An 11702-nucleotide genomic window follows, 5' to 3' on the forward strand; every position below is an offset into this window, starting at 1 on the left:
GGGTACCGACACTCTCGGCTGCGATCCCTGCTGCAAGGACGGGCGACCGCGCAACGGAAGACCGGGAGCCCTCCTTGCGCGCGCCGCTCGCGGTGGTCGACCGGTTTCGCTATACCCCCTGGGGCGCCCACGGCTTCAGCATGTCCTTCATCGCGTCCGTCAGCGCGAATTGCAGCAGCGGGCCGTAGGTGATCCTGCCGATGCCGAGGCGGCGGAAGCGCTCCAGGTCGTGCTTCACGGGGTGTGCCGTGGTGTTCACGGGAACGGTGACGGCGGCGGTCACCGCCGCGAGCAGCTCGTCGTTGTCCTGGATCTTGACCGGGTAGACGCTGTCGGCGCCGGCCTGCTCCAGGGCGCGCAGTCGCTCGATGACCTCGTCGAGGACGTCGGCGGGATTCTCCGCGTGGACGAAGAGGTCGGTGCGGCCGTTGACCCAGACCGGGACGCCCGCGTCGTCGGCCGCCGCGCGCAGACCCGCGACGTAGCTCGCGTGCTCCTGTGTGCTGCGCACGCGTCCGCCCTCCGAGTGGACGGTGTCCTCGATGTTGAGACCGACACCGCCGACCTCGATGAGACCGGCGACGAGATCCGCGGGCTTCTGGCCGTAGCCGGACTCCAGGTCCACGGAGACGGGGACGTCGACCGCCGCGATGATCGGCCTGACGGCGGCGAGCACCTCCTCGAAGGTCTGGCCCTCCTGGTCCTCGGCCCCCCGGGAGTCGGCGAGGGGGTGGCTGCCGATGGTCAGCGCGGGGAAGCCGGCAGCGACCGCGGTCCGCGCGGACCAGACGTCCCAGACGGTGGGCAGCACGAACGGCTGGTGTTCGGCGTGCAGTTGCTTGAGGCGCTGAGCGCGCTCGACGGTGGTTCGAGAGTCCATGCCGAGGACGCTACCCCGCATCGCCCGAGAACGACGTGACGAGCCCGCGGCGGCCACGGATGTCCGTGGCCGCCGCGGGCTCCCGCCGCGCCGACAGCGGGGATGGGACGGCGCGGAGGGCTCGCGGGCCCCGTCGGATCAGCTCCGGTAGACGCCGAACTCGTAGAGCGAGTAGCCCCACGGGGTGCCGCGCTCAGAGGCGCTCACCCGGACATAGCGCGCGTTGCCGGTGACCGGGATGTCATCGATGCCGCCGTTGCCCGCCGTCTCGGTGTGGACGGTGTTCCAGTCCTGGCCGTTGTCCGAGGTCTGGACCGTGTACGCCTTGGCGTAGGCGGCCTCCCAGGCCAGTTGGACGTGGTCGAAGGAGGTGGTCGCGCCCAGGTCGACCTGGATCCACTGCTGGTCGGCCCACTCGCTGGCCCAGCGGGTGTCGAACGAGCCGTCGACGGCGTTGGCCGGCGGGCAGGGGCAGCCGACGCTGTCCGGCTGGAACGACGAGGCCTCGGCGGGCTTGCCCGATGCCAGGTTCACCCCGTCGACCTTCGGCGGAACCACCGTGAAGGACTTCGTCTCGATGCCGACGTTGCCCTTCCCGTCGCTCGACTTGAGGTAGACCTTCCAGACGCCGAGCCTGTCCGGCGCGGTGACCTCGAAGGTGCCGTCACCCCGGTCGGTGAAGTCGGCGTCCGTCAACTGGCCGCTGTCGTCGATGTACTTGGAGTTGACCAGCACCTGGTGGGTGAGCGCGTCGCCGTCCGGGTCGGAGACGGACGCCCTGAACGTGAACGGCTTGCCCGCCTCGACGGCGGAGGCGTTGTCGACGGTCATACCGCTGATCACCGGCGGGGTGTTGTCACCGGAGGTGTCCGCTCCGTACGCCTCCTTCACCGCGTAGTACGAGAGCCGCTTCTGGCCCGCCGGAAGCAGGTTGAACCAGACGCCGCCGAAATCGTACTCGGTGCCGTAGTGGAACAGCGTGGCCCCGAGCGACACCCCTTGATGCCCGGTGACGCAGTCCCAGGCCCGCTGGTAGCCCTCCGCCTTCGCCACGTCGGTGGGTTCGTCCGGGATGCCGTTGGCGTCGTCCGGGACCTCCCATTCTCCGGCGGGCCCGCCCTCGGTGACGATGTAGGGCTTGTCGTAGCCGCCGCTCTCCCAGGTGGCGCGGATGTCGCAGACCGCGTCGTAGGAGTTCACGGCGTACAGATCGAGGTCGGGCGCGTTCTTCTTGTAGTACGGCCAGGCCCCGGTCCAGGCGTCGGTGGAGGTGACCGGGTGGTTCGGGTCGACCGCGTGGATCTTCTTGGCGACCTCGTTGACGAAGGTGGTGTACGCGTCGCGCTGCCGCTCCAGCTCGTCGCCGCTGTAGCAGTTCTGTAGGCCGAGCACCGACTCGTTGCCGACGTTCCACATGAGGACGCCCTCATGGTCCTTGTAGGCCTCCACCCACTTCGGGAACTCGGCGAGCATGTCCTCCTTGTACGCGGTGTCCGTCAGGTAGTTCACACAGCCGCCGCTGCCGGGGCCGCCGCCCGGCTGGAGCCAGAACCCGGCGATCACCTTGATGCCGTTCGCGGCCGCGCTGTCCAGCAGGGGCTTCGTGGTGGCGTCGGTGCCCCACGTACGGATGGTGTTGACGCCCATCGACTTCACATCGGGCATGTACTGCCCGGCGTCCGCGACGGACGGACCCCAGGTCAGGCCCTTCACGGTGTACGGGGCACCGTCCACGGTCAGCTGCCAGGCGCCCTGGGAGCCGGTCACCTTCACCACGCTTCCGGCGGCCTGGGCGGCCGGGACCGGAAGGGCGGCCGCCGCGGCGGCCAGCAGACCGGCGACGGCGAGGCGTGCGGTGGTACGGCCCCGGGGGCGGGCCGGTCGTCGAGATCGGGACGTGATCATGGGGGGAGAAGCTCCTCACAGGAGTCGGGTGCGGGTGCGGGTGCGGGTGGGATGCCGGGGGGGCGGGAAAGGTTGGAGAGCGCTCTCCCTCGTGGGCGCGGTACACCCGTGAGGGAGAGCGCGATGGGGCGGGGTCAGGGCGCAGGGCCCAGGGGTCAGGCTCGGGGCAGTTCGTAGTTCTCGTCGAGGACCGCGCCCTCGCCCGGGTTGTTCTCGTCGTAGCCACGGGCGTTGCACTGGAGAGCACCGACGATGCAGTGGTCGACCAGGGCGTCGAGCGTGGCGTCGTCCCAGGCGTTGAAGAAGTCGTAGTGGAAGGAGTGGCCGGTGCCGCTGGCCAGTCTCACCTGCGACATGTCACCGTTGACCGGCCACGCCATCTTGAACTCGATCATCGGCAGGGCGACCGGGTGGCTCGGCGGGCAGACGTCCTGGTTGGCCCCCATCACGACCGGGTAGGCCATGTGGGCCTTGTGGTCGGGGGTGTCCAGATACTTGCCGTCCCAGCAACTGGGTGCCTGCATACGCAGGTTGAGCTGGGTGTCCTGGCTGGTCGGGCAGGCGGCCGGGAAGTCGTAGTTGTGGTAGCTCTCGCCGCACTCGTACCCCTCGACCATGCCGGGGTGGTTGCGGAACTCCTCGGCGGTCTGCGTGGGGCTGCCGACGACGAACCGCAGCCCCTTGGGGAAGGGCCGCACGGTGCGGTAGTCGGTGACTCCGGCCTTGTAGTAGATGGTCTGGGGACCGACCGGGCGGACCTCCTCGTCCCCGTTGTAGAGGGTCGGCATCCAGTACGCGGACAGGTCGCCGGGCGCCAGGCACTTGGTGCCGCCGGCGCTCAGGGACGCGGTGGTGCTGTTCGCGTTCGTGGTGTCGTTGCCCATGAACGTGTGGTCGTGCGAGGCGCCGGCCTGCCCCGGATAGACGATCGGGTCGTCCGGAGCCGTGTGGTTGACCGAGCAGTTCGCCTGGAACTCGTGGAAGTAGCGGTGCGGCGGGATCTCGTCGGACGGCTCCACGCCCGTGACCGGCGGGTCCGCGGGTATGTAGCCGTCGCCGTCGGGGTCGTCCCCGAAGGCCACGGGCTTGGCCGGCGCCATCTTGTGCCCCTGCATGACGTGCGAGGCGGCGGCGGGCTTGCCGGCCACCTCCGGGGCCGCGTCGGCGGCGGTCGGCCCGGCGCTCGCGATCGCGGACAGTCCGAGCGCGACCAGCGCCAGGGCGGTGGCCACGACCAGCACAGACACCAGGGTTGTTCGGTTGAGTCTTGTCACCATAGGGACCTCCATGCCGCTCTTCATCCCTGCACTTCGGGTGCACGGTGGGGGGAAAGGGTGAGCTGGACGGTGCAGCCGGGAAGAGACTCCACCCTGCGCGTCACGAGGCCGGCGGACCGCGGGATCCCTCTGGGAGAGCGCTCTCCAAAGCGGTGCCAGTGTTGCGCCGAGGCTGAGAAGGTGTCAATAGCTTGTGAACGATGCACCGCCCAAGGGCTGTTGGGCGGTGAGGGTACGAGTCGGCCCGGGGCTCCACGCTCACGGGCCGCCCGCACCCCCAGGGGTGCGGGCACACGGAAGCGGCCCCGCACACCGGCGGGGCCGCTCACTGGTCCTACGTCGTACCGCCGGGGCCCGCTTCGCCGGGGAGGACGGCGGGGCGGCTTCCCGGGATCACGCCGTGTGCAGGGTCAGCCCGTACCGGTTGAGGATCTCGTTGATCGGCTGGTACCAGGTCTCGCCGCCGCTGGTGCAGTTGCCCCAGCCGCCGGAGGTGACGCCCTGGGCCTGGTCACCGCTGATGAACGAGCCGCCGGAGTCGCCGCCCTCGGCGCAGACGCTCGTCTTGGTCATCTGGTGGACGGCGCCCTGGCTGTAGTTGACGGTCTCGTTCTTGGCGAGGACGCGGCCGCAGTGCCAGCGCGTGGTGGACCCGGAGCGGCAGATCGAGGCGCCGATCGGGGCCTCGTTCGAGCCACGGACGAGCTGGTCCGGAACGGTGCCCCAGCCGAGCACGACCGGGACGGTCCACCAGCCGCTGCCGACGTTCACCCAGGCGTAGTCGTCACCGGGGAAGGACGAGCCCTGGAAGTTGCCGATGTAGGAGTTGTCCCAGCCGCGGACCTGCTGGCCGGTGCCGCCGCAGTGCCCGGCGGTGACGAAGCCGCCGTGCACGGAGAAGCCGATGGAGCAGCGGACGTTGCCCGTGTAGTACGGGTCGCCACCGACCGTTCCGGCGGCGAAGGTCTGCGGAGCCTCGGCGGCCGTCTTCACGGTGACGGGACCGGCCTTGCGGGCCTTGGCGACAAAGGCGCGGACATCGTTGTCAGTCTGCTCTGCGGCGACGACGTTCACGACGACGCGACTGGTGGCCGGGTCGACGTGCCAGCTGCTCACACCGGACGGGGCCTTCAGAGCGTCGATCCGCGCCTTGGCCGCGTCGAGGCTCTTGGCCGAGTGCTCGACGAGCCGGGTGTCGGCACCGGTCGCCCGTACGGCCTCGGCCTTGTCCGCGGTGGTGACCGCGACGGTCAGTTTGCCGGTCTTCGCGTCGAGCCAGGAGCCCCCGAAGGCGGAGCCGGCGGCGCGCTGCGCCTTCTTCTCCAGGGCGGTGGCGGCCTTCTCGTCGGCGAGCCGGGTGAGGGCCTGCTTCTCGGTGAGGCCGAGGTCGCGCTGCATCGCGGAGAGCAGGGCGGCGGAGGCGGCGGGTTCGGCGGGGGCGGGCGCGGCGGAGGCGGACACCGGACCGGCGGCGGTCCAGGCTCCGAGTACCAGGAGCGCGGACAGACCGGTCCGCAGCAGGGTTGCGTGTCTCAAGGGAGTGACCCTTCCTGTTGTTCCAACGACGTGGGGGTGGAACGGGAGGCGTCCGGGAGCGCGATCCGATCGTGCTTTTGAGAGCGCTCTCAGATGTGCCGTTCCCGGACTGTAGCGGAGTTCAAGAGTCAGGTCCATGCCAATGACAGGAGGTGTGCGGGAGGGGTTCGGGGCGCTGTGCGCGGCAGGGTTGAGTAGGCGTACTCATCCGCCCCGCGGAGACTGGTCGTACGGTCACAGGAATACGGAGCAGGACCGGACGGCAGGACCAGGTGGAGGAGCAGATCATGGCCGGATCACGCCGCAGAGGGTGGAGAGCCGCGCTCACCGGCGCGCTGGCGGGTTCGCTGGTCGTGCTGGTGGGCGCGTGCGGCGTGGTGGACACGAAGGACGACCGCAGGGCGGCGGAGGAGCTGGCCGAGAAGCACTTCCCCGGGCAGCTCAAGACGGTCGGGGCCCGCACGCTCTTTCCGGGTTCCGGCGGCTCGGAGGTCACGTTCGCGGTGACCGACGACCGCGACGCCATGGTCCGGCTCCGCATCGACGCGGACGCGGCGGACCGGGGCATGTGCGACCGGAAGGAGTGCGCGGGCGTACTGGCCGAGGCCGTGCAGCGCGGGCGGCAGCAGGCCGAGGACTTCCGTACGCTCAAAGGCGCCTTCGACGCCTGTGGTTACGAGGTCATCGCCCTGGGCACGACGGGCACTTCGCCCTACGTGGTGGCCGAGCTGACGAACGCCACCGTGGCGAAGGTGCTCGGTGAGATCGGGGAGTGCGTGCAGCGGTGGGTCACCGCGAGCGGGGCGGACAGCGCGTTGGCGAAGGCTCAGGCCTCGTACGTGAACGTGGTCTCCCCGTCCGTCGCCGACCGGCGTGACCGGGGCAAGGCCTCCTGGCCCACGGTGATGCGGCTGACCCGGACGAACCTGCTGGCCTCGCTCAACAAGCGCGCCTACGTCTCGGCGAGTTACGACATCGAGGCGGGCCGGGTCGACACGACGGGCCGCGCCCGGGTGGTCCGCCCGTTCCGGGAGCGCGAGAAGTTCGGCGAGACGGTGCAGAACGCGGTGAAGGAGCAACTGCGCGCCACCTACCCCCGGGTGGTCATGAGCACCTACCAGTGGATCTGGCAGCTGGAGCCGGGCCGCGTCGACCGCCAGACCGGCTACGTCCTGTTCTGCCCCGAGCCGGGGGCGCGCGGGCAGTGCGTCAACCCCGACGACGCGGCCCTGGTGACCACGGACGGGCGCGGCAATCCGGTGGGGAAGATCCGCCTCGTCCACGACGTGCGCGAGGGCACGGGGGCGCTGCGGCTGCCACCGTACTGACGGACCGGCCGTGCCAGCCGGTCGAAGCCGACAGCGGGCCGGCTCGCTAGGGTCGGAGGCATGACGACACTCCTAGCAGGCAGCGCTTTCGACTCGCTCCGGCTCGACGCCGTGGCCGACCAGGAGGCGCTGCGCCGGGCCTACGAGCTGCCCGGGGCCGCGGCCGTACGCAAGCAGATGACCGAACTCACCGAGCAGACACAGCGGTTGATCGGATGCTCGTCACTGGTCCTGGTCGCCAGCGCGGACGCCGAGGGCAACTGTGACGTCTCGCCGCGCGGCGGCCCCGCCGGGTTCGTCTCCGTCCTGGACGCACGCACGGTGGCGATACCCGACGCGACCGGCAACAAGCGGCTGGACACCCTCCAGAACGTCATCGCCACCGGACGGGCCGGGCTGCTGTTCTTCATCCCGGGGCGCACCACGACGCTCCGGGTGAACGGCCGGGCCTGTGTCTCCACCCGCCCGGAGCTGCTGTCACAGCTGACCCCCGTGGGCAAGCCTCCGGCCAGCGCCCTGGTGATCGGGATCGAGGAGGTCTACCCGCACTGCCCGAAGTCGCTGATGCGCAGCGGGGCCTGGAAGCCGGAGCAGTGGCTGCCGGCGGACGCCCAGCCGACCTCGGCCGAGGTGACGCTGGCGCAGCTGCGGACGCCGGGGCTGACGATCGCCGACATCGAGCAGCGGGAGGCGGAATCGCTGAAGTACCGGTACGAGTAGGAGGCGCCCTGTTCGCCGGTCACGCCCTACGCCGTGTCATGGCGTGCCCACGGCCGTAGCTTCTCCGGGTTGCGGACCGCCCAGATCCGGGTGACACGGCCGTCGGCGACGTCGAACGACGCCACGGTCATGACGACGCCGTCGCGCCGGGCCACCAGGCCCGGCACGCCGTTGACCGACCGCTCCAGGAGTTCGAGCCCCGGAGCCTTGTCGGCGATGGCGACCATGTAGTGGGCGATGCGCGCGCCTCCCTCGACCGGCCGCAGGGCGGCTCCGGCCAGGCCGCCGCCGTCGGCGGTCATCACGGCGGCCGGGTCGAGGAGGTCGACGAGGGCGGCGATGTCCTTGCTCTCCCACGCCTCTTTGACCTGCCGCACCGCGTCGGCCCGCCCGGCCTCCGCCACCGACGCCGGAGCCCGTGCGTCGCGCACCCGGCGCCGGGCGGACGCGGCCAGTTGCTTGCAGGCCGCGGGGGTACGGCCGAGGACGGCGGCGATCTCGGCGAACGGGTAGCGGAACACATCGTGCAGGACGAACGCGACGCGCTCGGCGGGTGTCATCGACTCCAGGACGACGAGGAAGGCCATGGTCACCGACTCGTCCAGGACCAGCTGGTCGGCCGGGTCGGCGAGGTCCGCGCCCGGGCCGGGACCCCATTCGGCGCGGTCGGGCAGCGGATCGGGCAGCCACGCGCCCACATAGCGTTCCCGCCGGGCCCGTGCCGAGCCGAGCACATCCAGGCAGATGCGGCCGGTGACCGTCGTCAGCCAGGCGCCGGGGGACGCGATCTCGCCCTGCCGGCCGCGCGGCAGCGCGTACCAGCGGGTGTACGCCTCCTGGACGGCGTCCTCGGCCTCGGCGACCGAGCCGAGCAACCGGTAGGCGACATTGAGCAGTTGGCGCCGCTCACCGGCTATCGCGTCGGCACGCGTCCCCGCCGTTCCCCTGCTCACGACCGCCCCCTCGCCTTACCTTTCGCGGGCCCATCTCGTCGGTTTGGTGAGACCTTATCGATCTACCGCCCACGGGCGGGAAATGGGGGCATGGCATGACGACCACCCGAGTGACGGCACAGCGCAGCGGCTTCTCGTTCCTGCGGATCGCGATCGCCCTCCAGACCCTGACCATCTTCCTTCAGGCGGTCTCCTCCGGACTGCTGATGACGTCGGCCTACGGGGAGGTCCTGCACAGCGTCGGGGCGCGCGTGATGTACGGGGCGTCGATGCTGTACGTGCTCGCCGCCGTGCTGGCGTGGAAGCCGGGCGGCGGCTCGCCCCGGCCCGTCGGGCACGCCGTCGGCTTCCTGGTCCTCGCCTCGGTCCAGGTGGCGGTCGGCATCGCGCACCTACCGTCGGTCCATCTGCCTCTGGGCGTCCTGATGTTCGGGCTGAGCGTGCTGGCGCTGGCCCGGCGCTGAAGCCCTCGGGGCCGCGCACACCACGGCCCCGATTCCACGATGCAGTCACCCACGCGGGTAAATGCCGTCTACAGCTACCCTTCGTGCGGTACACACCGAGCGAAGGGGCTGACCGACGCCATGGACGGGAACACCGGCACCAGTCACAGGCGCGTGGTCGCCGCCCTCGACGGCGTGAGCATGCGCCGCCACGCGGGCGGTCAGGTCATCCTGGACGCCGTCGACTGGGCCGTGCGGTCCGGCGAGCACTGGGCGCTGCTCGGCCCCAACGGGGCGGGGAAGACCAGTGTCCTGCGTCTCGTCGGCGCCATCGCCTTCCCGACGGCCGGCACGGTCGAGGTCCTCGGCCACCGGCTCGGCCGCGTCGACGTACGGGACCTGCGCGCCCTCATCGGTCATGTCTCCACCTCCCAGCGCGTCCCGGGCGACCTGACCGGCCACGCAGTCGTCCTCACCGGCCACACCGGCACGGTCCAGCCGCTGTGGAGGAAGTACGACGGCGAGGTGCGCGAGCGGGCCCACGCGCTGCTCGCCGAACTCCAGATCAAGGACCTCGCCGACCGCGAGTACGGCGTCTGCTCGGGTGGTCAGCGGGCCCGGATCCTCATCGCCCGTGCCCTCATGGCGGACCCGGCGCTGCTGCTGCTCGACGAGCCGTTCAACGCGCTCGACCTGCCCTCGCGCGAGGACCTCATCGACACGATGCGCCATCTCGCCTCGGCCCGGCCCGAGTTGTCGACGGTGACCGTCACCCACCACCTGGAGGAGCTGTCCCCGGCGATCGGGCACGCCCTGCTCCTGCGCGAGGGGCGCGTCCTGGCGCGCGGGGCGATCGAGGACGTCCTCACGGCCGAGCGCATGAGCGCCTGCTTCGGCCGCCCCATCGAGGTGACCCGGCACGCCGGCCGCTGGCTGGCACGCGCCGACGGCCAGGCCTAGGCGACGACGGCTTACGCGGACGGCCCCGCCGGATCGGTCGGCTCAGGGAGCCAGCAGGGGCAGGCCGGCGGTACGCCACAGATCACGGAAGCCGTCCCGCGCCCCGGAGACGTCCCCGGCCGGCCCGGCCGCCGCCCGACGGCGCTCGGCCGCTTCCCCATCGGGGCCCTCTTCCGCCGCCGTACGCCAGACCCGTACCGTCGCACCGCTCCCGGCAGGTCCGTCCAGAGGCTCCCAGCCCGGGTCGCCCTGGGCGGCGAACCCGGCCCAGGCACCGGTCATCCGCCGCGAAAGCTCCTCGTCGGCCTCGCCGGGCGGGCCGCCTACGAGGAAGTGGACGGACTCCTCGTGGAGGTTGCCGAAGGCGAACGGGACGTCCGCGCAGTGCCAGGCGCGGACCCGCTGCCCCGCACGGTCCCGGCGGCGGTCGAAGCGGGCGAGGAAGGCCCGGCCGCCCGCCCGGGCGTGGGCCTCGGCGAGGCGGGAGCTGTACTCGGCGAACAGGAGGCCGGAGTAGAGGGACAGGTAGACATCGAGCACCGGCGCGTCCGGCAGCCGTTCGCGGTGGCCCTCGACGAGCGGGGCCGGGAGCCCGAAGTCGGCGGCGAAGGCGGCCAGTTGCTCCTCTGTCGTGATCTTCGCGCTGCTGCCGACCGCGTCCAGGAGCCAGTACTCCTCCGTGGTGTGGCAGACCAGCAGCTCCACCGCGCCGCCCGCTCCGGCCGCCAGCGCCGCCAGCGGGTCGGCGGTCAGGAGGACCCCGTCGGCGACCGGACCGTAGATCGCCGGGTCGTAGTGGCGCTGCCCCGAGGCGGGGTCCTGTGCATACCGCGCGCACACCCGGTCCGTGGCGGCCACGAGGGCCTCGGGCGGGGCGGCGAGCAGCCCGGCGCGGGTGGCGGGCACCCCGGCCTCGGCAGCGACTTCGGCGGTGGTGCGGGCCGCCTGTTCCCGCGTCGCGAAGGCGTTGACGGCGCTGTGCAGGACGGCGCGGCGGAACAGGCCGCGTGCCCGGTCGGCCACCGTCAGGCAGGCCACGGAGGTCGCGCCCGAGGACTGCCCGGCCAGGGTGACCCGGTCGGGCGAGCCGCCGAACGCGGCGATGTTGTCGCGGACCCATTCCAGGGCGGCGATCTGGTCGAGGAGACCCCGGTTGTCGGGGAAGGCCGCGAAGCCGCTTGCGGTGTCGGTGTCGGTTTCGACCTCGGCGTCGGGCATGTCGGCATCGGCATCGGGGACATGCCCGAATCCCTCGAAGCCGAGGCGGCTGTTGAGGGTCACGACGACGAGCCCTTCGCCCGCCAGCGCGGTGCCGTCGAAGTCGGGCTGGGCCGAGGAGCCGAAGACGTACGCGCCGCCGTGGATCCAGACCAGCACGGGCAGGTCGCCCGGGTCCTCGGCGGGCGTCCAGATGTTCAGCGTGAGGATGTCCTCGTCACCGGGTGACCAGACGGGCGCGCCCGGCAGTTCGGCCGACTGCGGGGCCACCGGGCCGAAAGCGGTGCAGTCGCGTACGCCGTCCCAGGGGTCCGGCGGCCGCGGCTCCCGAAAGCGCAGGGTGCCGAACGGCGGTGCCGCGTACGGGAGTCCGCGTACGACGACGATGCCGGGATCCCGCTCGGCGCGCCGCCCCCGTACCGTTCCGGACTTCGTCGTGAAGACGTCCACAGCTACCGATTCCCCCGCTCCTGCCCCGTCCG

General features: G+C 71.6%; 10 protein-coding genes. 4 read left to right on the forward strand and 6 right to left on the reverse strand.

The genetic code is table 11. The features are described from left to right. Positions 1-109 precede the first annotated feature (109 nt). The 4 genes from A3Q37_RS00885 to A3Q37_RS00900 form a co-directional block, all read right to left on the reverse strand. Complete coding sequence (locus tag A3Q37_RS00885; protein ID WP_065476094.1) at positions 110-880, reverse strand: isocitrate lyase/phosphoenolpyruvate mutase family protein; 771 nt, start codon at positions 878-880, stop codon at positions 110-112. Positions 881-1018: 138 nt separating this feature from the next. Next, positions 1019-2785: a discoidin domain-containing protein gene (locus A3Q37_RS00890; protein ID WP_065476097.1), complete on the reverse strand. Its 1767-nt coding sequence runs from the start codon at positions 2783-2785 to the stop codon at positions 1019-1021. Positions 2786-2940: 155 nt separating this feature from the next. Then, complete coding sequence (locus A3Q37_RS00895) at positions 2941-4062, reverse strand: DUF1996 domain-containing protein (RefSeq protein WP_065476100.1); 1122 nt, start codon at positions 4060-4062, stop codon at positions 2941-2943. 393 nt (positions 4063-4455) lie between these two features. Next, positions 4456-5598: a S1 family peptidase gene (locus A3Q37_RS00900; protein WP_176711314.1), complete on the reverse strand. Its 1143-nt coding sequence runs from the start codon at positions 5596-5598 to the stop codon at positions 4456-4458. 287 nt (positions 5599-5885) lie between these two features. On the opposite strand from A3Q37_RS00900, the gene A3Q37_RS00905 reads away from it, so the two are divergent. Both A3Q37_RS00905 and A3Q37_RS00910 read left to right on the forward strand, forming a co-directional pair. Continuing rightward, entirely contained in the window at positions 5886-6926 is a 1041-nt protein-coding gene (locus tag A3Q37_RS00905) for an SCO7460 family lipoprotein (protein ID WP_065476718.1), read from the forward strand. A gap of 60 nt (positions 6927-6986) precedes the next feature. Continuing rightward, a complete protein-coding gene (locus A3Q37_RS00910) occupies positions 6987-7646 on the forward strand; it encodes an MSMEG_1061 family FMN-dependent PPOX-type flavoprotein (protein ID WP_065476103.1) in 660 nt (219 codons plus the stop codon). A gap of 26 nt (positions 7647-7672) precedes the next feature. Here the strand turns inward: A3Q37_RS00910 and sigJ are convergent, their stop codons facing one another. Beyond that, entirely contained in the window at positions 7673-8599 is a 927-nt protein-coding gene (gene sigJ, locus A3Q37_RS00915; RefSeq protein ID WP_065476106.1) for an RNA polymerase sigma factor SigJ, read from the reverse strand. A gap of 95 nt (positions 8600-8694) precedes the next feature. Here sigJ and A3Q37_RS00920 point away from each other — a divergent pair, with 95 nt between their 5' ends. Both A3Q37_RS00920 and A3Q37_RS00925 read left to right on the forward strand, forming a co-directional pair. Next, positions 8695-9063: a hypothetical protein gene (locus A3Q37_RS00920; RefSeq protein WP_065476109.1), complete on the forward strand. Its 369-nt coding sequence runs from the start codon at positions 8695-8697 to the stop codon at positions 9061-9063. 120 nt (positions 9064-9183) lie between these two features. Then, positions 9184-10002: an ABC transporter ATP-binding protein gene (locus A3Q37_RS00925; protein WP_065476112.1), complete on the forward strand. Its 819-nt coding sequence runs from the start codon at positions 9184-9186 to the stop codon at positions 10000-10002. Positions 10003-10044: 42 nt separating this feature from the next. Here A3Q37_RS00925 and A3Q37_RS00930 read toward each other — a convergent pair whose 3' ends face one another. Then, positions 10045-11670 carry a carboxylesterase/lipase family protein gene (locus A3Q37_RS00930; RefSeq protein ID WP_065476115.1) on the reverse strand — a complete coding sequence of 542 codons (1626 nt, stop codon included), beginning with the start codon at positions 11668-11670 and terminating at the stop codon, positions 10045-10047. Between the last annotated feature and the right edge of the window lie 32 nt (positions 11671-11702).

The sequence above is a fragment of the Streptomyces sp. PTY087I2 genome, assembly GCF_001687325.1.
In the GTDB taxonomy this organism is placed as follows: domain Bacteria; phylum Actinomycetota; class Actinomycetes; order Streptomycetales; family Streptomycetaceae; genus Streptomyces.

What these genes read in the sequence shown, in the direction of transcription:
- A3Q37_RS00920 (WP_065476109.1), top strand. Translation starts at nt 8,695, where the DNA reads ATGACGACCACCCGAGTGACGGCACAGCGCAGCGGCTTCTCGTTCCTG.
- A3Q37_RS00905 (WP_065476718.1), top strand. Translation starts at nt 5,886, where the DNA reads ATGGCCGGATCACGCCGCAGAGGGTGGAGAGCCGCGCTCACCGGCGCG.
- A3Q37_RS00925 (WP_065476112.1), top strand. Translation starts at nt 9,184, where the DNA reads ATGGACGGGAACACCGGCACCAGTCACAGGCGCGTGGTCGCCGCCCTC.
- A3Q37_RS00910 (WP_065476103.1), top strand. Translation starts at nt 6,987, where the DNA reads ATGACGACACTCCTAGCAGGCAGCGCTTTCGACTCGCTCCGGCTCGAC.
- A3Q37_RS00890 (WP_065476097.1), bottom strand. Translation starts at nt 2,785, where the DNA reads ATGATCACGTCCCGATCTCGACGACCGGCCCGCCCCCGGGGCCGTACC.
- A3Q37_RS00885 (WP_065476094.1), bottom strand. Translation starts at nt 880, where the DNA reads ATGGACTCTCGAACCACCGTCGAGCGCGCTCAGCGCCTCAAGCAACTG.
- A3Q37_RS00895 (WP_065476100.1), bottom strand. Translation starts at nt 4,062, where the DNA reads ATGGTGACAAGACTCAACCGAACAACCCTGGTGTCTGTGCTGGTCGTG.